Below are 22,166 nucleotides of genomic sequence, written 5' to 3' on the forward strand. Positions count from 1 at the left end.
GTTCCGTCAGCCTCCGGACGGGATTCTCCGCAAGATGTCGAAGGTGTCGTGCATGTCACCCTGTCCCGACCGACGATGTCGAGTGGATCGGACGAATTGGCCTGGTCGGCCGGACGCCTCAGATGTCGAATTTCACCCCTTGCGCCAACGGCAGGGCGGCGCTGAAATTCACCGTCTGGGTCTGGCGGCGCATATAGGCTTTCCAGGCGTCCGAGCCGGATTCGCGGCCGCCGCCGGTGTCCTTCTCGCCGCCGAACGCTCCGCCGATCTCGGCGCCCGAGGGGCCGATGTTGACGTTGGCGATGCCGCAGTCCGAGCCCCAGGCCGAAAGGAATTGCTCGGCCTCGCGCACGCTGTCGGTGAAGACGCAGGACGACAGGCCCTGGGGCACGGCGTTCTGCATCGCCACGGCGTCGTCAAAGTCGGACCAGGTCAGGACGTAGAGAATCGGGGCGAAGGTCTCGTGCTCGACCACGGCGGTCTGGGCCGGCATGCGCACGATGGCGGGACGGACGTAGATGCCGCCCCCCCCGGCGCCGCGGGTTCCGCCGACGACGACCTCGCCGCCCTCGGTCGCGGCCTGACGCAGGGCCGCGTCGAAGGCCGCGCCGGCGCTTTCGTCGATCAAGGGCCCGACCAGCACGCCGTCCTGGCGCGGATCGCCGACGGGCAGGGTCTCATAGGCCGCCTTCAGCCGCGCGATCAGACCATCGGCGACGCTCTCGTGGACCAGCAGACGGCGCAGGGTGGTGCAGCGCTGGCCGCAGGTGCCGACGGCCGAAAAGGCGATGGCGCGGACGGTCATGTCGAGGTCGGCGCTGGGCGTCACGATCATGGCGTTGTTGCCGCCGAGCTCCAGCAGCGACCGCCCGAGACGGGCGGCGACCGTCTGCGCCACGGCGCGGCCCATCCGGGTCGAGCCGGTGGCGGAAACCAGCGGAATACGCGGGTCAGCGGCCAGGGCCTCTCCGGCCTCGCGCCCGCCGATGACCAGCTGGCACAGGCCCTCGGGCGCGTCCCCGAACCGGGCGACGGCGCGGTCGAGAATGGCGTGGGTGGCCAGGGCGGTCAGCGGGGTCTTCTCCGACGGCTTCCAGATCACCGGATCGCCGCAGACCAGGGCCAGGCAGGCGTTCCAGGCCCAGACAGCGACCGGAAAGTTGAAGGCCGAGATGACCAGCACCGGCCCCAGCGGCTGCCACGTCTCGCGCATGTGATGCCCGGGCCGCTCGCTGGCCAGCGTCAGCCCGTACAGCTGCCGCGACAGGCCGACCGCGAAGTCGCAGATGTCGATCATCTCCTGAACCTCGCCCAGCCCCTCGGAGACAATCTTGCCGGCCTCGAGCGTGACCAGGCGGGCGAGGTCGTCCTTGGACGCCCGCAACTCCTCGCCCAGCAGACGGACCAGTTCGCCGCGGCGCGGGGCAGGGACGCGCTTCCATTGCTGGAAGGCGGCGGTCGCGCGGTCGGCGACGGCGTCGAGGTCGGGCGTTTCGGCCACGCGACCGGCGACCGAGCCGTCGATCGGCGAGCGGGCCTCGAACCCGTCCGAACTCCAGGCGGCGGCCGGGACGCCGAGGCGGTTCAGGATCTCGCGGCATTCGGCGGCGGCGGTCGTCGGGACGGTCATGGGGCGGGCTCCGGCTGGCCCGCGCGGCTTAGCGGGACCGGGGCCAAAGCGAAAGGGCCGCCCCGTCGTCGAGGCGGCCCGCGCGGGTCGCGTCAGACTACCACCGGTCGCGACGCTCGTGACGGAGCTGGCGCTCGATACGGTCCAGACGGTGGCTGAGGTCGGCGTACTCCCGACGGCTCAGTCCGTCGCGCGCATAACGCCATTCCAGGCTGCGGAATTCCTGCAGCCGCCAGCTGAGGGTCTGCGCCTCGCGCCGGCTGATGCGGCCGTTCCAGGCGAGCCGGTCGACCCGCTGCTCGAGCCGCTCGGCGCGGGCCCGCAGGTCGTGACCATAGCCGCGGTTGTAGCGGTGGCCATAGCCGTAGGATTGGCTGTAGCCCGGCGAGCCGACGCCGATGGAGAAACTGACGTTCTGGGCCAGCGCCGGCGTGGCCACCATGACCGCCGACGCCGCCAGCGTGGAAAGCAGGGCCTTCCGGATCATGGCGGTTTTCATTGTCGTCTTCCTTCTTCCGACCCCTGTCGGGTCATGGAGGCAGGAAATCACCCGGCGCGTGACGAGACCCTGAGAGCCTCGTTGTCTGGCAGTCAGCCAGATGAACCGGAACCGCGACCCCGGGCGGGGGTTTTGACCGCAGCCCCTCGACAAGGAGATGACCGATGAAAGTTCGCGACGTGATGAGCAAGGACGTGCAGGTGGCCCGACCCGGCGACACCCTTCAGGACGTGGCCGCGCGGATGAGCGCCGGCGACTTCGGCTTCATGCCGGTTGCGGACGGCGACACCCTGATCGGCACGATCACCGACCGCGACATCGCCGTGCGGGCCGTGGCCGGGGGCGCAGCCTGCACCTCGCCGGTGGTCGAGTATATCTCGCGCGATCCCCACACCGCCCGGGCCGACGACGATCTGAAGACGGTGCTGGACGCCATGGGCTCCCGGCAGATCCGCCGCCTGCCCGTGCTGGACAAGGACGACCGCCTGGTCGGGGTGGTATCGCTGGGCGACCTGTCCACGCGGGTGAAGGAGAAATACGCCGGCGAGGCGCTGGAAGATATCTCGCGCACCTGACGGGCGCGGGACGTCAAGCTCCTCTTAACCCTTTCGCCAAACCACGCGTTCACCCGGCGCTTCTAGTCTGTCCGTCGAGTACGGGAGACGCCGATGGCGCGCGCGCAGTTCCAGAAGGGTCAGAAGGTCTGGGTCGAATGTGTCGGCGCATGGGCCCAGATCGAAAAGGTCCAGCCGGTGTGGGCCAAGGGCTTCGAGGAACCCGTACGCGTCACCTATGATGTCGGCCTGGGCCGCGAGTTCCTCGGCCACGAGCTTCTGCTGCCGACCGAGGATCCGGCCGCCAACGGCGGCGAAACCTGGCGGCTGATGCGGGCCCGCAACAAGTGGCAGAACGCCGACGACTGCCCGCATCATCCCTTTCCAGGCACCTATCCGGTGGTGGTTACCGACAAGGCCGACTGGGGCGGCTGGCGCGTGCCGGGGGCCGAATACGACCGCGACCCCGACCAGATCGAGTTCCAGGCCCGGCTGATCGCCGCCGCTCCCGGCCTGATGGCCCTGGCCGAGCGGGTGCTGGCCGCCGTCGACGACGCGCCGGACGACGCGCCTCCGGAAATGCTGATCCTGGCCCGCGACGCCCGGACCGTCCTCAAGTCGATCAAGGACGTGCTGGGGCCGCCTTCGGACACCGCGGCCGCGGCCCGGGAATCCCAGGCCGCCTGAAATGGTTGATGGTTCCTAACCAAGCCTCGACAGGAATCCGCGACGCAGCCTAGATTCGCCTATTCGTCGTCAATCCTTGGGGGAGAGCGCCTTGCGGGGTGAGGAGCGCCGCATAACCAGCGAGGGACGACGCGCCGCGGACCGGCGCAAGGGCCCGCCCTCTTGGGTGCGCATCGCTATCCTCGTGGTGACCCTGGCCGTCGCGGCCTATGTGCTGCTGTTTTCCCGCGAGATCGCCCGTCCGGGCTATGAAGCCGACGCCCTTCGCCTGACGGCGGTGGACCGCGAGGCGCGATTGCTGGCGCTCGAGATCGAGACCCGGATCAGCCCCGTCGAGGCCGGCGTGCGGGCCGGAGCCGCTGCGGCCCGGGCCGACCAGCCCCGGGCCGCCGTCGACCGCGCCCGGGCCACGGCTCCCGGGCGGGCCTTCGCCGTGGTCGCCGTCGACGGCCGCGTCGTAGCGGCGGCGGGCGACGACGTCCGGGCCTTCGCCCCGGCCCCCGGACGGCCCCGGCTGTCCGCCGACGGCCGCGCCATTCTGGTGTCCAGGGATCTGCCGGGCGGAAGCCGGTTGGTCGGTCGCGCGCCCTTGCCGGCGCTGGGTCGTCGCGAGGGCGTGGACCTTGCGATCCTTTCCGGGCCTGGAGCGGTGCTGGCCGGCGCGCGATCCGACGGCGCGGCCCTGGGCCTGCCCTCGACGCCGGTGGTGGCCAACGGCCGGGGCGTCACCCTGACCGCCGGAGAGCGGTCGATCCGCCGGACCGCCGTGTCGGCGGACGGGACCGGCCTGATCGCCGTGGCCTCGACGCCGGTCCACACCGGGGCGGACGCCCTTCTGGACGACGCCTGGGTGCTGACCGCGCCGGTCGGCATCGGCGCCTTCGTGGTGCTGCTGGCCCTGCTGCTGCAGCGGCGCCAGCAGGGCATCAGCCGTCAATGGGCGGCGTCGGAACAGCGCTTTCGCGGCGCGGTCGAGGCCGCGCGCTGCGGAGTCTGGGAGTGGGATACCGAGACCGAACAGGTCACCGTCTCGGACTATATGGCCGAGTTGATGGGGCTGGAGCACGGCGGCCCGATCCCGACCGACGAACTGATGGCCCGGATCCATCCGCGGTATCAGGAGGCGGTGCTGCATGCGCTGCGCCAGGCCCAGACCTTCGGGACGTTCGATGTCAGCTTTCCCGTGCCTGACGCGCAGGGCCGGGCGCGCTGGATCGATGCGCGGGGCCAGGCCCGCGGGGACCGGGGCGACGACGGCTTCACCAGCGTTCTGGGCGTGGCGCTGGACACCACGGAGGCCCGGCGCGCCAAGGCCCAGGCCCAGGCCGCCGAGGGCCGGCTGCGGGACGGCATCGAGAGCGTGTCGGACGCCTTCGTCCTGTTCGACCGGCACGGGCGGCTGATCCTGTCAAACCAGGCCTTCCAGGACGCCTTCGCCTTCGGGCCCGGCGTGGTGCGGCGAGGCGCCCTCAAGAACGATCTCAACCAGATCGCCGCCCTGGCCATCAAGTCCGACCAGCCGGCGACGGGCGGCCGCGCCGGCGCGCGCGAGGTCGAGCTGATTGACGGGCGCTGGCTGCAACTGGTCGAGCGGTTCACCTCGGACGGCGGCTCGGTCGTCACCGCGGCCGACATCACCGCCATCAAGCAGAAGGAAGCCGAGCGCCAGCGCGCCACCGAACGCCTGCACGTCACCATCACCGAATTGGAGGACCGTGAGGAGAAGCTCTCCCTGCTGGCCCGCAAATACGAGGTGGCCATGACCCGGGCCGAGGCGGCGAACCAGGCCAAGTCGGAATTCCTGGCCAATATGAGCCATGAGCTGCGCACGCCGCTGAACGCCATCAACGGCTTCTCCGAGATCATGGCCGGCGAGATGTTCGGCCCGTTGGGCGACCCCAAATACAAGGGTTACGCCGCCGACATCCTGAAATCGGGTCAGCATCTGTTGAGCCTGATCAACGACATCCTCGACATGGCCAAGATCGAGGCGGGCAAGCTGACGCTGCACTACGAAAAGGTCTCGATGAAGGAGGTGGTCGACGACGCCGCCCGCCTGATGCGCGGCAAGATCCAGGAGGCCGGCCTGAACCTTCTGGTCGACGCGCCCGATCTGCCCGAGCTCGACGCCGACTACCGTGGTCTGAAGCAGGTGGTGCTGAACCTGATCTCGAACGCGGTGAAATTCACGCCCGAGGGCGGCGACATCGTCGTGGCCTTGTCGCGGGAGGATGACGACCGGGTGCGGGTCGCGGTCACGGACACCGGCATCGGCATAGCGGCCGAGGATCTGAACCGGCTGGCGCGGCCGTTCGAACAGGTCGAGGGCCAGCACTCCAAGACCACCCAGGGCACGGGCCTGGGCCTGGCCCTGACCAAGTCGCTGATCGAATTGCACGGCGGAACCCTGAGCATCGAGAGCGAGCCGGGGCGCGGAACGACGGTGAGCTTCGACCTGCCGATCCACCGGCCCGCCGCCGCGCAACCGGAGCAGGCCCGCGCGGCCTGAGCCGCACGCTCAGCCGGCGGCGCTCCCGGTTCCGGGACGAGGCGCGTGCGCGCCGTCCTCCCTGCGATCGCGATCGCGTCGGCCCCGGCGGCCCTCGAGGATCCGCGCCACGATCTTTCGATCGGCCGGTTCCAGTTCCGAGAGCAGCCTCAGGCTGTCGGCCTCCAGCCGCGCCCGCCCGCGAAGTTCGGCCTGCTGCGACTGCTCCAGCAAGGCCCGCACCCGGTCGAGGTCGAGAGGATCGGCCGCCGCCAGCTCGACCGCCTCGCGTCGCTTCCGGCGCGCCTCGCGAAAATCGGGCCGGGCGGCAAGGGCGGAGGCGATCCGGCTTTCGCGAACGCGTTCGCGCACCTCGGGCGTCAGATCGCCCATGACCTCGATCATCGGCGGCTGACGCAGCGGCCGGGACTGCTCGATGATGCGATGTTCAACCCGGGCGCGCGTGACCAGCAGGGTCGTCCCGGCGGCCAGGGCGAACAGGTTGACCGCCACCGAAACGGCCAGCGCGATCTTCAGCGTGCGAGCGGTCAACCCAGCACCTCCGTATCGTCCATGCCCAGCAAGGAGGCCTCATACAGAACCGCGTCGGCCTGGGCGGCGGCGGTCAGATGGGCGGTCATCATGACGCCCGCCGCGATGCCGGCGCAGGCTGCCGCGACCCATCCGGCGCCCAGGGCGAGGGTCAGACGATCCAGCCAGCGGCGGCCCTCGCGACGCGCCTTCAGGCCCGCCCCGGCCGCCGAGGCGATAACCCGGTCGCGCAGCGCCGCGGAGGGATGGGAAGCGCGCGACAGCTGAAGCAGGGCGTCGGTCGCGTCCGCCTCGGCCAGGGCCGCGCGCGCAGCCTCGGGCGACGCGGCGGCGAAGGCCTGCGCCGCCGCCCGTTCCGCCTCGGGCCAGCGCCGCGCGTCGGCGCCCCAGGCCGCGACCAGGGCGAGGAACCGTTCCGCCGTCATCCCACTCATACTCCTTCAGCGCCCGGCCGGATGTCGGCCAGTGCCTGTCTCAAGGCCCGCCGCCCGCGCGACAACAGGCTCTCCAGCGCGTCCACGCTGATCTCCATCAGGGCCGCGGCCTCTATATTGGTCAGTTCCTGATAATGGCACAGCACGATGGCTTCTCGCTGACGATCCGGCAATCGCGCCAGGGCCGCGTCGACGCGAACGCCCACGTCCGCCGCCAGCAGGCCCCGGTCCGGAGCCGGCCCTTCCCAGGGCCGCTCGGGCGGCGTCCCCGTGGGGATTTCGCGCCGCCGACGCAGCCGGTCGTAGCAAAGGTTCAGACCCACCCGGTGCAGCCAGGTGTCGAACCTGGCCTGACCCGGCGTCCAGCGCGGAGCCTGTTTCCACGCCCGAAGCATCACGTCCTGGGCCACGTCCTCGGCCTCGGTCAGATCGCCCAGTATCCGACGGGCGAGCGCCAGCATGCGCGGCAGTTTGCGCGCCACCATGGCCTGAATGGCCGCGGGGTCTCCCTGACCCACACGGCGCACCAGGTCCTCGTCGGGGTCGGCGATCGGCGCCAATCCGGCCCTCTTCACTCGTTACCGAAAGGGCAGGCCGGTCCATGACCGTCGTCCCCGACATTTCCTTACTCCGAAGCGGGCGCCTGGGGCGACGCCTGTCGTTGGGCGCGGCGCTGGGCCATCCGCTCGCGATGGTGCTCGCGCATCGCCTGCCGGCCGGCCTGACGCTCGGCCGCGGTGACGAAGCCGTCGTTGTCGGCGTCGAGCCGGGCGAAGGCCTGTTCGGCCCGGCTTTGGGCTTCGGCGATCACCACCGGACCCCGCGTCTCCATATGGCCGCCGCGAGCGGCTCCGCGGCCCGCGCGGCGGGGACCGTGGTGGGCGCGGGCTTCGCGTCGGGCGTCGAATTCGGCGCGGCTGATGGCGCCGTCGTCATCGGCGTCCATCCGGTCGAAACCGGCGTCGGCGCGGGCGGCCATATGCGCCCGGCGGGCGGCGCGCATTTCGTCGGGCGCCACCGAGCCGTCGCTGTTCGCATCGGCCGCCGTCAGGCGTTGCACGCGCCGGCCCACGAACTCGGCCTGGCTGACGCGACCGTCGCCATCGACGTCGGCCCGCGCGCCGTGGGCCGGGCGGGCCGGGGATTGCTGGGCGATGGCGACGCCGGCCGCGGCGGCCAAGGCCAGGGCGGCCATGCCGCCAACCAGAAGGGACTTGTTCATCTCGATGCTCTCCACGGCCGCCCAACGCGGCCTTGCTTGCGTCTGGAGACTGAAACGAGGGTGGGGTCAGTTTCCGTCGCGTATGGCGGGCAGGGCCTTTTCGAAGGCCGCGCGGGCCGCGCTCCGGATCTCGAAGAGGCGGGCCTTCAGCGTGCCGAAATCGGCGACCCCCGCCGCCTCCGCCAGACGGCGGCGGAAGCCTTCGGGCTCCTGCTCCGGATCGGGCCGGTCGTCGAAGGCGGCGCCCAGAATCTGGCTCAACGCCTGTTGCAGCCGCCACGCCTCGGCCAGCGCCGGTTCGTCCGCGAGGGCTTCGAGGGTCGACACCGTCAGCGGCGGTCCGGCCGCCGCGGCGGCCAGCTGCCGGACCTGGGCGACGAATTCGGCGTCGACCTGGCCGCCGGGCGCCAGCTTGAGATCCCAGGGCCCCTGCCCGGGCCGCTCGCGCGCCATCAGGTCGCGCATCCGACGCGCGTCGGCGGCCACATTCACGCCGGGCCGGGGCCGGCGCAGGATCGCCTCCAGCGCCGCGCCGGCCCGGGCGCCGAAGGCCGGATCATCCGTCCAGACCACGCGGGCGCGGGTCAGGGCCATGAACTCCCAGGTGTCGGCCTCGGCGGCGTAGTAGTCCTCGACCGCCGGAAGCCGCAGCGACACCGGCCCCTTGGCCGCGCCGGGCCGCAGCCGCATGTCGACCTCGTACAGGCCGCCCTCGGCGGTGTGGGCCGACAGGGCCGCGATCAGCCGCTGGGTGAAGCGGGAATAGAAGACGCCGGCGGCCCAGCCCTTGCCGTCGGATACGGCCTCGGCCGGGGCGTCGTAGACGGTCATCAGGTCGAGGTCGGAGCTGGCGGTCATCTCGCGCGACCCCGCCTTGCCGAGAGCGATCACGGCCACGGCCCCGCCTCGCAGGGTTCCGCCCTGGCGTACGGCCTCGGCCATGGCGGCGGGGGCCAGGGTCGTCATGACCGCATCGGCCAGGGCGGTGTAGGCCCGTCCCGCGGCCTCGGGTCCGGCGTGGCCCGCCAGGGTCTGCAGGCCGATGCGGAACATCTGCTCGCGATGCACCCGGCGCGCGGCGTCGAGGGCTCCCTCGAAATCGGCGGCGGCGGCGGCCTCGGCGATCATCTGGTCGACCAGACCGGAGTCCTCGTCGATGGCCTGACCGAAGCGGGCGTCCAGCATGCTGTCCAGGGCGGCGGGATAACGGCCCAGGGTGCGCGCCAGCCGGGGGGCGAAGGCCATGACTCCGACCACGAGGTCGAACAGTTTCGGCTGGGCCAGGAACAGGGCCTGGACCTGAACCCCGCTGTTGAGGCCGGCGAAGAAGACGGCGAAGCGGCGGAAGGCGGCGTCCGGCGCGCCGGTGTCGGCCAAGGCCGTCAGCAGGCGCGGAGCCAGACGCGTGAACAGCTCGCGCCCTCGGGCCGATCGGGTCGCGGGGATGCGTCCGTGGTGCCAGCTGCGGATCGTATCGGCCACGCCCGCAGGCTCGGCGAATCCCATACGCTCGAGCGTCGCCAAGGTCTCGGGATCGTTCTCGACGCCGGTGAAGACCAGCGAGCCGTAGGGCGACGACAGCGCCTCCTCGCCCTCGAACAGTTCGCCGTACCGGCGGTTGACGCCGATAAGAAGCGCCTCGATGCGGGCGTCGAAGGCGGCCAGGTCACCCACGCCCGCCAGCGCCGCCACGGCCGCGCGGCGCGCGGGTTCGGCCGGCAGGATGTGGGTCTGTTCGTCGTCCAGCATCTGAACCCGGTGTTCGAGCCCGCGCAGTTCGACATAGGCCGCCGTCAATCCGGCGCAGACCTCCGCGCTGACGTGACCGGCGTCGCGCAGGGCGGCGAGGGCGTCGACGGTGCGGGGGCGGCGCAGAGCCGGATCGCGGCCGCCCAGAATGAGTTGCTGGGTCTGGGCGAAGAACTCGATCTCGCGGATGCCGCCGCGGCCCAGTTTCAGATTGGCCCCCGCGGCCTCCATGCCCTCGCCGGTCTTGTGGACGTGGATCTGACGCTTGATCGACTGGATGTCGAGAATGGCCGGATAGTCGAGACTGCGGCGCCAGATGAAGGGTCTGAGCGCCTTGACGAATTCGGCCCCGGCGGCGAGGTCGCCGATCACCGGCCGGGCCTTGATGAAGGCGGCGCGCTCCCAATTCTGGCCGACGCTTTCGTAATAGGCCAACGCCATGGGCGCGACGACCACGGGCGGGGTGGAGGACGGATCGGGCCGCAGCCGCAGGTCGACGCGGAAGACATAGCCGTCGCCGGTCCGTTCCTGCATCAGGGAGGCCACGGCGTGGGCGGCGCGGTCGACGAATTTCTGCGGCTCGACGCCTTCCGCGAGCGCGCTCGCCAGCGCCTCGGGCTCCCAGAACAGGCTGATGTCGATGTCGGAGGAGTAGTTGAGTTCGAAGGCGCCGTGTTTGCCCATGGCCAGGCCGAACAGGCCCGGGACAGGGCCGCGCGGATCGTCGGAGGCCGAAACCAGCTTGCCGCGCGTCCGCTGGTCACGCGCCACTGCGCGCAGGGCGGCCTGGGCCGAGGCGTCGGCGAAGCGGCTGAGGGCGTCGGTGACGGCGTCCAGGTCCCAGACCCCGCCGAGGTCGGCCAGGGCGGTCAGCAGGTGCAGTTCGGCCTTGAACCGGCGAAGCGGGGCCCGGACCTCATCGGCGCCGCCGGTCAGGGCGCCGGTCGCGGACAGGATGGCCGCCAGGCGGTCCTCCGGCGCCGTCTCCAGCGTCAGCCGCAACCGCTCGGGCCAGCGGCGGGCCAGGCCGAACAGATAGGGCGAGGCGGCGAAAACCGGCTCCAGCGCGGGCCAGACCGGTTCCAGCCCGTCGGTCCATCCCGTCTCGCGGGCCGCCTCGACCAGCCGCTCCCGGGCGCGGTCGGCGGCCCCGGCGTCGATGACCGGGCCGCACGGCTTGAGGCGAGGCCCCAGGGGGGCGCTCATTCCGCCGCCGGCAGGACCAGCGCCACCCGCAGGCCGGGGCCGAAGCCGCCGTATTCGCCAGGCCCCTCGTCGAGGATGATGCGGCCGCCATGTGCCTCCATCACCGCCCCCACCAGCGACAGGCCCAGACCCGACCCGGCCTCGGTGCGGCTGTTGTCCAGGCGCACGAAGCGCTCGATGACCCGCTCGCGGTCCTCTTCCGGAACCCCCGGGCCGGTGTCGGTGACGGAATATTCGATCTCGCCCGACGAACGCCGGCGGGCGCGCAGCATCACCGCCCCGCCGGCCGGGGTGTATTTGATGGCGTTGTCGATGATGTTGGCCAGGGCCTGGGCGAGGAAGGGCTGGTTGCCCTCGACCATCAGACCGCGCTCGATCTCGGCCGAGAACTCCAGCCCCTTGTCCTCGGAGGCGGGCTCATAGAGCTCGGCCATGTCGGCGGCCAGGTCGGCGGCGTCGAACACCTTCGGATCCGGCGTGCGGCCCGCCGCGGCCTGCAGACGGGCGATGGCCAGGACGGTGTTGAAGGTCTTCAGCAGGCTGTCGGCCTCGTCCAGCGCCAGTTGCACCGCGTCGACGCCGTCGATCTTGCCCGCCTCGGCGTCCATCAGCGCCACTTCCAGCTTGGCCCGCATCCGCGTCAGCGGCGAACGCAGATCGTGGGCGATGGCGTCCCCGGCGTGACGGATCGAGGCCATCGACCCCTCCAGCCGATCCAGCATGGTGTTGAGCCCGGCCCCCAGCTCATCCAGTTCGTCGCCGGAATTCCTCACCGGGGCGCGCACCTTGAGGTCGCCCTCCTGGACCGCGGTGACGACCTTGTTCAGCCGCCCCATCGAGCGTTCGAGGTTGCGGCTGACCAGCACGCCGCCGCCCAGACCGAGCAGGAGAACTATGCCCATTGCGGCCCACAAGGCCTGGGTCAGCCGGGCCAGATAGGCCTCGGTGTCGCCGAGGGACTGGCCCACGAACAGCATCTCGCCGCCCGACAGCCTGACCTGGACGCCGCGCGCCTCGGGCCGCACGACCCGTCCGTTCGGATCGGTGTCGGTGAAGCGGAAGGTTTGCCACTGGAGGTCGCCCTCGAAATTCTCGACCGGCGAATAGGTCAGGCTGCCGGTGATCCGCTGGCCGTCGCGGTCCATCAGCAGATACAGATAGGACCCGCCCTGCAACGACCGGTCGATCATCGCCCGGTTCAGGGCGTCGAAGCCGCGTTCCTTGTAGATGCCCGTCAGGACCTGCATCTCGCCGCGCACATCGCGTTCGGCCTTGGTCCGCGCCTCGGAGGCCGAGGCGAAATACACATAAGCCAGGATCGCGCTGGCCGCCGCGGCGAACAGGGCGAGGAACAGCAGCGTCAGCCGGAAGGGTGTGCGGCGAAGGAGGGAGGGAAGTTTCACTGGCGGCCGTCAGGGCTCCAGCCGATAGCCCGCCCCGCGCACGGTCTGCAGCATGGCGTGATCGAAGCCCTTGTCGATCTTGGCGCGCAGGCGGCTGATGTGGACGTCGATGACGTTGGTCTGGGGGTCGAAGTGGTATTCCCAGACCTTCTCCAGCAGCATGGTGCGGGTCACCGACTGGCCGGCGTGGCGCATCAGGAATTCGAGCAGCTGGAACTCGCGGGGCTGCAGGTCGATCTCCTGGCCGGCGCGGTGCACCGTGCGGGCGATCAGGTTCATCTCGAGGTCGCCGACCTTGAGCATGGTGGCGACGCTGCCGGACTCTCGTCGGCGCGACAGGGCCTCGACGCGGGCGATGAGCTCGGAGAAGGCGTAGGGCTTGACCAGATAGTCGTCTGCCCCGGCGTTCAGCCCGGTGACCCGGTCCTCGACCTCGCCCAAGGCCGACAGGAACAGCACCGGCGTCTGGTCGCCGTCGCGACGCAGGGTTTCGACCATGCCGATGCCGTCGAGGCGGGGCATCATCCGGTCGACCACATAGACGTCGTAACCGCCCTTCTGCGCCTCAAGCAGGCCGAAGGCGCCGTCGACGGCGTGGGTCGGCTCGTGCCCGGCCTCGGTCAGTCCCCGGACCATGGCGGTCGCGGCCTCGGCGTCGTCCTCGACCACCAGAATGCGCATGGAATCAGCCCTCATATGCGGAATCGCCGCCGATGGTAGCGCATCGGCGGCGATGGGGGCAGTTAAGGCTTATTCAGACTCCGGAAGCTCGAGCGGGAAGGGAACATTGCCCCTCGGCGTCCAGATCATCAGAAACAGCGAATCCCGGCCGGCGGCGCGCGCCGCCCGGACGGCGGCCTGCAGATCGGCGACCGAGGTCACGGGCGCGTTGCCGGCCCGGAAGACGACATAGCCGGGCTGGAAGCCCTGGGTGGGGCCTCGCCCCGCCTGGGTGACGACCACCCCGTTGATATTGGCCGGAACCTCGTAGCGCTGGCGCAAGGCCGCCGACAGCGGCGCGACATTGAGACCCGCGACCGCAGCGCTGGCGGCGGCCGGGGCGGGCGTCTCGAGCTCGTCCGGTCCGTTGCGGTCCGCGTTCAGCTCAGCCAGCGAAGGCCGCGTGCCCGAGCGAACGTTGACGGTCTGGCGGCGGCCGTCGCGGAGGATTTCCAGCCGCAAGGTGTCGCCCGAGCGCGCCTGGCCGACGCGCCGGGTCAGCTCGCTGGAGCTGGTGATCGCCGTGCCGTTCATGGCGGTGACAATGTCGCCGGCCTGCAGCCCGCTGCGGTCGGCCGGGCCGCCCGGCGTGACGCTGTTGATCAGCGCCCCGCGGGTATTCTCGGGCAGGCCCATGGACTCGCGGAAGGGAGCGAGGTTGCCGATCTCTACGCCCAGGTAGCCGCGCTCGATCGTCTCGCCGCGCATCAGCTGGTCGGTGATGGGCTTGGCGATCGTGGCCGGAATGGCGAAGCCGATGCCGACCGAATTGCCGGTCGGCGAATAAATGGCCGAGTTCACGCCGATGACCCGGCCGTAGATGTCGAAGGTCGGGCCGCCCGAATTGCCGCGGTTGATGGCGGCGTCGATCTGGAGGTAGTCGGTGTAGGGCGTCGAATTGTCGACTTCCCCCCGTCCCTCGGCCGAGACGATGCCGGCGGTCGCGGTGCCGCCCAGACCGAACGGGTTGCCCACGGCGATGACCCAGTCGCCCACCCGGGGCTTGGCGGTCTCTTCGAAGGTCACGAACGGGAAGTCCGATCCGTCCACCTTGATGACGGCCAGGTCGGTGCTTTCGTCGCGACCGACGACGCGCGCCTCCATCTCGCGGCCGTCCGCCAGCTTGACGGTGATCTCGAGCGCGTCGGCGACGACGTGGTTGTTGGTGACGATGAAGCCGTCGGCCGAGATGAAGAAGCCGGAGCCGGCGCCGAGCGCGGTGGCGCCGCCTTCGCCTTCCTCGCCCTCCTCGCCTTCCGGCACGGGCACCGGCACCGCGCCGAGACCGGGAATCTGGATGAAGCCCTGACGCGCCTGCACGCGCGTCTTCACGTCGATCTGCACCACGGCGGGCGCAACCTGCTGGAAGATGTCGGCGAAGCTGAGCGGGGCGCCCTGGGGCGGGGCGAAGGCCAGGCCCGCGGCGCCGGCGCTGGGGGCGAGACGGCCGGAGACTCCGGCCACGGGCCCGGCCTGGGCCGACGGCCAGTCGATTACCCCGCCGGCGGTCGCCGCGGCGGCGAAGGTGAGGCCGGCGATGGCCCCCAGCATGAATTCCTTGCGCTTCATCATAGGCGTGTCTTGCGATCCTCTCGTCGGGCGGCGGGCGCCCGTTGGGTCTTCAATATAGAGCGTCGGCCTGTTTCACCAACGCGATCGCGCCATGATAGGTCCGCAGGCGTCAGTCGTCAGACCGCTTTGCGTCAGCATCGGGGCGAACCGCCTCACTGGCGAGAATCCCGGTCAGGCGAGCCTCCTCGGCCGGAGACAGCGGCGCGGCCTCGACCGGCCGGCGGCGCGAGACGAACAGCAGGCCGGCTCCCGCCGCCAGCATGGCCGCGACGGGTCCGAACCAGAGCAACCAGGTCCCGATCCGCAGGGGCGGCGTGAACAGGACGAAGTCGCCGTAACGACGCACCAGATCGTCCCGGATCTGCTCGTCGCTTCGTCCGGCGGCGATCTGCTCCCGCACCAGCCCGCGCATGTCGGCGGCGATGCCGGCCGGACTGTCGGCGATGGCCTCGTGCTGGCAGACGACGCAGCGGATGTCCTCGAACAGGGCCCGGGCCCGGGCCTCCTGCGCGGCGTCGGGCAGCGGACGGTCCGGCGCCGGGGCAGGCTCGGCGGCGATCAGGCCGAGAGACGCGATCGCGATCAGCAGGGCGCGCCTCATGTCGCCGCCCCGCGAGCGCCGGCGCCGAGTCGCAGACGCCGGTCCAGCAGCGAAACCAGCCCGCCCAGCGCCATGATCGCCGGACCGAGGAAGATCAGCCGCGCCCATGGATTCCACCATACGCGGACGTTCCATGCGGGCGCGCCGGCGGAAGTTCGCCCCCGCTCGCCCAGCACCACATAGACGTCATCCAGCCCCCGGAAGTCGAGGCCGACCTCGGTCGTGGTCTGGCCTCCGGCCGGGAAGAAGCGGCGTTCGGCGACGACCGGGCGCGCGCCGCCGCCGTCGGACGGCATCACGGTCAGCCGGCCCTGCTCGGCCAGATAGTTGGGCCCCTCGACGATCCGGACGTCATCGAGGCGAACGGTCCACTTGCCCGCTTCGAGGGTCTGGCCGACGGCCAGAGGGCGGGCCGCCTCGACCCGGTAGCCGGTCTCCACCACCGCTCCCAGGACGAAGACGCCGAGCCCGGCGTGGGCCAGGGTCGTACCCCAGGCGCCGAGCGGAAGGCCGCGGGCGCGACGCCAGGTCTCGGCCAGGGGCGCCCGGAACAGGCGGACCCGCTCGACGACCTCGGCGAGGGTTCCGAGAATGAGCCAGGCGCCGAGTCCGATGCCGACGGCGGACAGAGCCTTCCCGGGCTCGAAGGCCATCCAGCCCGCCAGCGCGACCAGCAGGGCCAGGCCCACGGCCACGCTCAACCGTTGAGCGACGCCCCTGAGGTCGCCGCGCTTCCACGCCAGTAACGGACCCGCCGGCAGGATGAGGAACGCCGCCGCCATCAGCGGTACGAAAGTCAGGGCGAAATAGGGCGGGCCGATCGAGATGGTCGCGCCGTTGGCCGCCTCGAGGATCAGCGGATAGAGGGTGCCGAGCAGGACGGTGGCGCAGGCCGCGGTCAGGAACAGGTTGTTGAGCACCAGCGCCCCCTCGCGGCTGACCGGGGCGAACATGCCGCCGCCCTTCAGCTGCGGCGCGCGCCAGGCGAACAGGGCGAAGGCCAGGCCCGCCGTCGCCCCCAGGATGGCGAGCAGCATCAGGCCGCGCTCCGGATCGACGGCGAAGGCGTGAACGCTGGTCAGGACTCCCGAGCGGACCAGAAAGGCCCCGAGCATGGAGAAGGTGAAGGCCAGCAGGGCCAGAAAGGCCGTCCACCCCACCAGGGCGCCGCGCCGCTCGGTGACCACGGCGGAATGCAGCAGGGCGGCCCCCGCCAGCCACGGCATGAAGCTGGCGTTCTCGACCGGGTCCCAGAACCACCAGCCGCCCCACCCCAGTTCATAATAGGCCCAGAAGGCGCCCAGGGTGATGCCGACGGTGAGGAAGGCCCAGCTGGCCAAGGCCCAGGGCCGGACCCAGCGGCCCCAGGCGGGCCAGAAGCTGGAATTGGCCCGGCCCTCGATCAGGGCGGCCACGGCGAGGGAAAAGCAGACCGAAAACCCGACATAGCCCGCGTAGAGGAAGGGCGGATGGAAGGCGAGCGCCGGGTCCTGCAGCAGGGGGTTCAGCGATCCGCCCTGGAAGGGGGCCGGGTCCAGCCGCTCGAAGGGGTTGGAGGTGAAGACGGCGAACGCCAGGAACAACACGCCCAGCAGGCCTTGCGTCGCCACCGCCGAAGTCTTGAGTCCGAACGGCAGGCCGCGCGCGCGCGACAGGAGGGCGCCGAAGCCGGTCAACACCAGGCACCAGAGCAGCAGCGAACCCTCGTGACTGCCCCAGGCGGCGGCGACCTTGTAGAGCATCGGCTTGTCGGTGTGGCTGTTGGCCGCGACGTTGGCGACGGAGAAGTCCGAGACCGCGAAGGCCTGGATCAGGGCGGCGAAGGCGAGGCCCGTCGCGATCGCGGCGGCTATCGCCGCCCCTTGGGCGGCGCCGGCCAGCACGGGGCTGCGGCGCAGGCGACCGGCAGCGCCCAGCGCGGTTTGCAGGGCCGCCAGCGCCAGGGCGAGGATCAGGGCGAAACCGCCCAGTTCGACGATCACGTGGCGGGCGCTCCCGCCGAGGGTCGCCATTCGCCCTTGGCCTTGAGGCGGTCCGCCACTTCCCGCGGCATGTAGGTCTCGTCGTGCTTGGCCAGAACCTGGGTCGCGCGGAAACTGCGATCAGGCAGGAAGGCGCCCTGCGCCACCACCCCCTGTCCCTCGCGGAACAGGTCGGGCAGGTCGCCCTGGTAGACCACGCGGGTGGTCGCGACGTTGTCGGTGACGGCGAACGAGACCTCGCCGTTCACGCCCCGCGCGACGCTGCCGGACGCAACCAGGCCGCCCAGTCGCACCACCCGGCCCTCGGGGGCCTTGTCGGCGGTCGCCTCGGAGGGCGAGAAGAAGAAGGTGACGTTGTCGCGCATGGCGAACAGCGACAACCCGACCGCCAGGGCCAGCACCGGGGCCACGGCGGCCACGACCCACAGCCGCCGCCGCGCCTTCGGCGATTTCGGCAGCCAGCTCACGACCCGGCCTCCGGCATCCGGCGCTCAAGGTCGATCCGACGCGGATCGGCGGGATCGAGGACGGCGATCAGCGGGCCCCAAAGCGCGCGCGCGTCGGCGCCGTCGCCTCGCGCCAGCGCCGCCTCGCCGAGGAAATAGCGCGCGCCCAATTGATCCGGGTCGCGGCGCAGCGCCTGGCGGAAGGCGGCTTCGGCGGCGCCGTCGACCACGCCATTGTTGGCCCGCACGAGACTCTCGCCCAGCCGGGCCCAGCTTTGGGCGTCGTCGGGCCTCAGGGCCACAGCCCTTCGGAAGGCCGAGGCCGCGCCGATCGGATCGCCGGCTTCGAAGCGGGCCGCGCCCAGCATGGTCAGGGCCTGGTGATCCCCGGGCCTTTCGCGCACCACCCGGGCGGCGACGGCGGCGATCTGCGGAGCTTCCAGCGTGTCCAGTTCAGTCGTCCACCGGTCCACCCGGCGCTCGTAGGCCTGATCCGGCAGGCCGGGCGCGCCGACGACGGCGTAGAGGCCCAGGGCGCCGAGCGCCATCGCCGCCAGCCCGGCCAGCACCCACCGCCGGTCGCGCGGCCCGGCGCGCACGGGCGCGGCCACTCGCCGGGACGAAAGGATGCGCCGACCGGCCTCGGCGCGGGCGGCGGTCCAGCCAGCCTCGTCGAGAAGCCCTCTCGCCTTCAACCGGTCCAGCTCGGCCAGTTCAGCGGACGCGGACACGGCCTCGGCGACATCGGCGCCCCGGCGCGCGCCAGCCAGCACAAGCAGGCCAGCGAGCGTGGTCAGCAACGCCGTCATGATCCAGAAAGCGGTCATCACGCGCGATGTAGCCGATCAGGCGGCCCGGGACGAGGCCTCGCCATCCCTTAAGGGACCGCCGGCGACCGCGGCCCGACGCCGCACCGTGCGCGCCGCCTCGGTGGCGTCGATCAGATCGAGGCATCTCCCCGCCAGTTCGGTCAGCGCAAGCGCATGAGCCTCGTCTCCTGCGTCGCCGTCATTGATCATCCGCAGGGTTTCGTCGGCGTGGTCGGTCAGTCGGACGGTCAGGGCCTCGACCAGGGACCTGCGATCGGCTTCGCAGCCGAAGGTCGAGGCGGGACCGCGCACCGAGCCGACCAGTCTCAGCAAGCTGAGCGCCGCCGTCACCGTCTCGCCTTCCACGGGCGCGGCGAGGTTGGGCGCCTTGCGGGTCATCCGCCCGGCGATCTGGACCCGTTCGAGCGGGAGGGCCTGGTCGACGGCCTTGTCGGCCGCTCGCAGCAGATTCGACAGCTGGCGGGCGATGGCGACCCGCCCGTCGCGCACCGACTTGCCCCAGACGCTCTGGGGACTCAGCGTCAGCGTCACGTCCAGTTCGCCGAGCACCGCCGCGCACCAGCCAAGATCGGCGATGACGGCCTCGACGTGGCCCAGATCCCCGCCGGGTTTGAAGGCGGCGATCCGCTTCGCGCGCACGTCCACGCCGGCGATCAGCCGGTCGACGAAACCCGCCAGTTCCGACTCGCTGAGAAATCCTTCCCGCCCCGCGGCCAGCGAGGTCTGGGTGACGATGCGCAGGATCAGCACCGCGTCGTCCAGATGGGCGAACAACATCTCCAGAACCCGCTGGGCGCCATCCAGGCGCACCCCGGCGCAATCCTTGAGCAGCAGGCGTAGTTCGGCGATCTGGTCGCCGTCCGGCCGCTTGAGCCAGACCTCGAGCGAGGGCAAGCCGCGGCGGGCCAGATGGCTCAGATCCAGACAGGCGGCAAGGTCGGTCAGACCCTGATCGCGCGCCGCGGCGTCGCCGTCGTCCGGCCAGATCATGGCGGGCTGATCGCGCGTCACGGCGGCGGCGGCGAGGCAGATGCGGTCGGCGACGACGGCGGCCTCGGCCTCGTCGTTATCCAGACGCTTCAAAAGATGCGGCTCGCGTCCGCTGGCGACCTTCCACAGGCGCGGCAGCACATGGGCCGGAAAGGTCATGGCCGCCACGCCGTCGACGCGTGGACGGAACATCGGCAGGACGGGCGCCAGGACCAGGGCGCGCCGCTTCCGGTCGCGCGCTTCTTCGGCCAGCATGATCCGCAACTCGGCGGCCCGGTCGCCTGGCAGTGGTGCAACGGCCGCCGCTACAGTCCTGAGCATGGCGTCGGGGCACCGCTCCAGAAGGGCGGCGAGCGCGACGCGATGTGCCACTGTCAGCTCGGCCATGCGACAATCCCGAGACCGGAAACAAGCCGGCGACCCGGACGATGAGCCTGCAAGGTTAATATCCGCTCTCCGGAGATGGATCAGGCCTCGGCTGTCGGCAGCTCCAGCAGCACCTTGAGGCCGCCCATGTCGCTGTCGCCCAGGGTGATGCGTCCGCCGTAGGCGCGGGTCAGCTCGACCACGATCGACAGGCCCAGCCCCGAGCCAGGCGTTGTCTCGTCCATCCGCGCGCCGCGTTCGAGGGCCGCCTCGCGCTGGTCGGCGGGCAGGCCCGGGCCGTCATCCTCGACCACGACGACCATCTGGCCCAGATGGGTCGGCCCGGCCGAAACACGCACGCGTCGTTTCGCCCATTTGCAGGCGTTCTCCATCAGATTGCCGAGAATTTCCTGCAGGTCCTGGCGTTCGCCGCGGAAGCCGAGATCGTCGGGCGCGCGCCAGTCGATCTCGATCTTCCGGGCCTCGAACACCCGTTCCAGCATGACCGCCAACTCGTCCAGCACCTCGGCGATGGGCGTACGCTCGCCCAGCAACTGGGCCCGGGCCGCGGCGCGGGCGCGGCGCAGGTGGTGGTCGACCTGGGCCTTCATCACCTCGGTCTGCTTGCGGACCATGTCGGGCAGCGGCCCTTCCTGCGTCCCGGCCTCGGCGAGCATGACCGACAGCGGCGTCTTCAGGGCGTGGGCCAGGTTGCCGACATGGGTCCGTTGACGCTCGACCGTCTCCTGGTTGTGGTCCAGCAGACGGTTGACCTGTTCGGCGAGCGGCTGGATCTCCAGCGGATAATTCCGGACGATACGGGCGGCCTTCCCCTTGCGGACGTCGGCGATCTCGTTCCTGAGGCCGAACAGCGGCCGCAGGCCGATCTGGACCTGCAGAAAGACGGCGGTCACCAGGCCGAGACCCAGAATCAGCAGCGCCGTCCAGGTGAAGGTGGCGAACTGCCGGGTGTCCTTGTCGATGTTGGAGCGGTCGATCCCGGCCATAAAGACCACCGGCGCCTCTCGGCCCGGCAGGCGCTTCATGGTCGCGGCGATCCTCAGGGGCCGGCCGATGGGGCCGTTGGCGTTGTACGAGATCATCTCGCCGAAGGCGTCGACCAGACGGTCCGGCAGCTCGGCGGGAACCGCCAGCGCCTCCCCGGCCAGCGACGGCGACCGCGCCAGCACCCTCAAACCGCCGCGCCCGTCCGGTTCGGCGACCGCCCAGTATTTCCCCGAGAGAGGCCGCAGGGTCCGGGCGTCCCTGATTTCGGCGACGACCACGCCCGTGGGCGTGGCGTTCGACGCCAGAACGACCTCGTCGATGGTTTCGCCGAGCATATTGCCCAGCCGCCGGAGCGCGCTTTCCTGATACTGGCCGGTCAGGGTCCAGCCAGTGGCGACCAGCGCGAGCACGATCCAGAGCGCCGCCAGCCAGATCAGTCGGCGGGTCAGGCTGCGGCCGGGACGACCAAACCAGCGGCCCCAGGATTGCGGTTCCGGCGCGACCTTGTTCACTTCGTCCGTGCCCCCCGTCGTACCGGTCACCCTTCCGCGGACTCCCCGGGCAACGGGGTCAGGCGATAGCCCAGGCCGCGCACCGTCTCGATCCGGTCGGGACCGATCTTCTTGCGCAGACGCCCGACAAAGACCTCGATGGTGTTGGAATCGCGGTCGAAGTCCTGGTCGTAGAGGTGTTCGACCAGTTCGGTGCGGCTGATCACCCTGCCCTGATGCATCATCAGATAATGCAGCAGCCGGTATTCGAGCGAGGTCAGGCGCAGCGGCTCGCCGTTGACGCTGGCCCGCGCCGCGCGCGGGTCAAGGCGCAGGCCGCCGCAGGAAAGGGTGGCCGAGGCGATCCCCGCCGAACGTCGCAACAGGGCGCGCAGCCGCGCCAGCAACTCCTCCGTATGGAAGGGTTTGGTCAGATAGTCGTCGGCCCCGGCGTCGAAACCCGACACCTTGTCGGACCACGCCCCACGGGCCGTCAGGATCAGCACCGGCGTGGTCTTGCCGTCCCGGCGCCAGCGCTCCAGCACCGAGACGCCGTCGATCTTGGGCAGGCCGAGATCCAGCACCACCACGTCATAGGGCTCGGTATCGCCCAGGAAATGGGCCTCCTCGCCGTCCGCGGCGTGATCCACGGCGTAGCCGGCGTCGCCGAGGGCGGTCTTCAGTTGACGCGACAGATCAACGTCATCTTCCACGAGCAGCACACGCATCTGGGCTT

At 71.1% G+C, this 22,166-nt stretch carries 20 protein-coding genes; 3 read left to right on the plus strand and 17 right to left on the minus strand.

Going from position 1 to position 22,166, the window contains the following annotated elements:
• Positions 1-118 precede the first annotated feature (118 nt).
• Together Q8Q71_RS13300 and Q8Q71_RS13305 are read right to left on the minus strand one after the other, a co-directional pair.
• Positions 119-1,630: an aldehyde dehydrogenase family protein gene (locus tag Q8Q71_RS13300; protein WP_305760080.1), complete on the minus strand. Its 1,512-nt coding sequence runs from the start codon at positions 1,628-1,630 to the stop codon at positions 119-121.
• 97 nt (positions 1,631-1,727) lie between these two features.
• On the minus strand, positions 1,728-2,129 hold the full coding sequence (locus Q8Q71_RS13305; protein ID WP_305760081.1) for a hypothetical protein: 402 nt from the start codon (positions 2,127-2,129) through the stop codon (positions 1,728-1,730).
• 164 nt (positions 2,130-2,293) lie between these two features.
• On the opposite strand from Q8Q71_RS13305, the gene Q8Q71_RS13310 reads away from it, so the two are divergent.
• From Q8Q71_RS13310 to Q8Q71_RS13320, 3 genes are all read left to right on the plus strand, one after another.
• Entirely contained in the window at positions 2,294-2,704 is a 411-nt protein-coding gene (locus Q8Q71_RS13310) for a CBS domain-containing protein (RefSeq protein WP_305760082.1), read from the plus strand.
• Positions 2,705-2,797: 93 nt separating this feature from the next.
• On the plus strand, positions 2,798-3,370 hold the full coding sequence (locus Q8Q71_RS13315) for a hypothetical protein (RefSeq protein ID WP_305760083.1): 573 nt from the start codon (positions 2,798-2,800) through the stop codon (positions 3,368-3,370).
• A gap of 166 nt (positions 3,371-3,536) precedes the next feature.
• Positions 3,537-5,879, plus strand: coding sequence for an ATP-binding protein (locus tag Q8Q71_RS13320; protein WP_305760084.1), 2,343 nt, complete (start codon positions 3,537-3,539; stop codon positions 5,877-5,879).
• A gap of 9 nt (positions 5,880-5,888) precedes the next feature.
• Here the strand turns inward: Q8Q71_RS13320 and Q8Q71_RS13325 are convergent, their stop codons facing one another.
• From Q8Q71_RS13325 to Q8Q71_RS13395, 15 genes are all read right to left on the minus strand, one after another.
• Entirely contained in the window at positions 5,889-6,410 is a 522-nt protein-coding gene (locus Q8Q71_RS13325) for a periplasmic heavy metal sensor (RefSeq protein ID WP_305760085.1), read from the minus strand.
• Complete coding sequence (locus Q8Q71_RS13330) at positions 6,407-6,835, minus strand: hypothetical protein (protein ID WP_305760086.1); 429 nt, start codon at positions 6,833-6,835, stop codon at positions 6,407-6,409. The genes Q8Q71_RS13325 and Q8Q71_RS13330 overlap by 4 nt, the downstream gene beginning before the upstream one ends.
• 5 nt (positions 6,836-6,840) lie before the next feature.
• Positions 6,841-7,404 (minus strand): RNA polymerase sigma factor, encoded by a 564-nt coding sequence (locus tag Q8Q71_RS13335; RefSeq protein ID WP_305760087.1) that lies wholly within the window; start codon positions 7,402-7,404, stop codon positions 6,841-6,843.
• Positions 7,405-7,469: 65 nt separating this feature from the next.
• Complete coding sequence (locus tag Q8Q71_RS13340) at positions 7,470-8,066, minus strand: EF-hand domain-containing protein (protein WP_305760088.1); 597 nt, start codon at positions 8,064-8,066, stop codon at positions 7,470-7,472.
• Between the two features lie 66 nt (positions 8,067-8,132).
• Positions 8,133-11,021: a bifunctional [glutamine synthetase] adenylyltransferase/[glutamine synthetase]-adenylyl-L-tyrosine phosphorylase gene (locus tag Q8Q71_RS13345; RefSeq protein WP_305760089.1), complete on the minus strand. Its 2,889-nt coding sequence runs from the start codon at positions 11,019-11,021 to the stop codon at positions 8,133-8,135.
• Positions 11,018-12,424: a HAMP domain-containing sensor histidine kinase gene (locus Q8Q71_RS13350; protein WP_305760090.1), complete on the minus strand. Its 1,407-nt coding sequence runs from the start codon at positions 12,422-12,424 to the stop codon at positions 11,018-11,020. Before Q8Q71_RS13350 ends, Q8Q71_RS13345 begins: the two co-directional genes overlap by 4 nt.
• Positions 12,425-12,433: 9 nt before the next feature.
• A complete protein-coding gene (locus Q8Q71_RS13355; RefSeq protein WP_305760091.1) occupies positions 12,434-13,105 on the minus strand; it encodes a response regulator transcription factor in 672 nt (223 codons plus the stop codon).
• Between the two features lie 69 nt (positions 13,106-13,174).
• The gene (locus Q8Q71_RS13360) at positions 13,175-14,716 is read right to left on the minus strand and encodes a trypsin-like peptidase domain-containing protein (RefSeq protein WP_305760092.1); all 1,542 of its coding nucleotides are present in this window, start codon (positions 14,714-14,716) and stop codon (positions 13,175-13,177) included.
• A gap of 109 nt (positions 14,717-14,825) precedes the next feature.
• On the minus strand, positions 14,826-15,317 hold the full coding sequence (locus Q8Q71_RS13365; protein ID WP_305760093.1) for a cytochrome c-type biogenesis protein: 492 nt from the start codon (positions 15,315-15,317) through the stop codon (positions 14,826-14,828).
• Positions 15,314-17,299 carry a heme lyase CcmF/NrfE family subunit gene (locus tag Q8Q71_RS13370; protein WP_305760118.1) on the minus strand — a complete coding sequence of 662 codons (1,986 nt, stop codon included), beginning with the start codon at positions 17,297-17,299 and terminating at the stop codon, positions 15,314-15,316. The genes Q8Q71_RS13365 and Q8Q71_RS13370 overlap by 4 nt, the downstream gene beginning before the upstream one ends.
• Positions 17,296-17,766 carry a cytochrome c maturation protein CcmE gene (ccmE, locus tag Q8Q71_RS13375; protein ID WP_305760094.1) on the minus strand — a complete coding sequence of 157 codons (471 nt, stop codon included), beginning with the start codon at positions 17,764-17,766 and terminating at the stop codon, positions 17,296-17,298. Before ccmE ends, Q8Q71_RS13370 begins: the two co-directional genes overlap by 4 nt.
• Complete coding sequence (gene ccmI, locus Q8Q71_RS13380; protein WP_305760095.1) at positions 17,763-18,572, minus strand: c-type cytochrome biogenesis protein CcmI; 810 nt, start codon at positions 18,570-18,572, stop codon at positions 17,763-17,765. The genes ccmE and ccmI overlap by 4 nt, the downstream gene beginning before the upstream one ends.
• A gap of 18 nt (positions 18,573-18,590) precedes the next feature.
• Positions 18,591-19,952: a hypothetical protein gene (locus Q8Q71_RS13385; RefSeq protein WP_305760096.1), complete on the minus strand. Its 1,362-nt coding sequence runs from the start codon at positions 19,950-19,952 to the stop codon at positions 18,591-18,593.
• 80 nt (positions 19,953-20,032) lie between these two features.
• Positions 20,033-21,481: a sensor histidine kinase gene (locus Q8Q71_RS13390; RefSeq protein WP_305760097.1), complete on the minus strand. Its 1,449-nt coding sequence runs from the start codon at positions 21,479-21,481 to the stop codon at positions 20,033-20,035.
• On the minus strand, positions 21,478-22,158 hold the full coding sequence (locus tag Q8Q71_RS13395; protein WP_305760098.1) for a response regulator transcription factor: 681 nt from the start codon (positions 22,156-22,158) through the stop codon (positions 21,478-21,480). Before Q8Q71_RS13395 ends, Q8Q71_RS13390 begins: the two co-directional genes overlap by 4 nt.
• Between the last annotated feature and the right edge of the window lie 8 nt (positions 22,159-22,166).

It is taken from the genome of Brevundimonas sp., assembly GCF_030704825.1.
In the GTDB taxonomy this organism is placed as follows: Bacteria; Pseudomonadota; Alphaproteobacteria; order Caulobacterales; family Caulobacteraceae; genus Brevundimonas.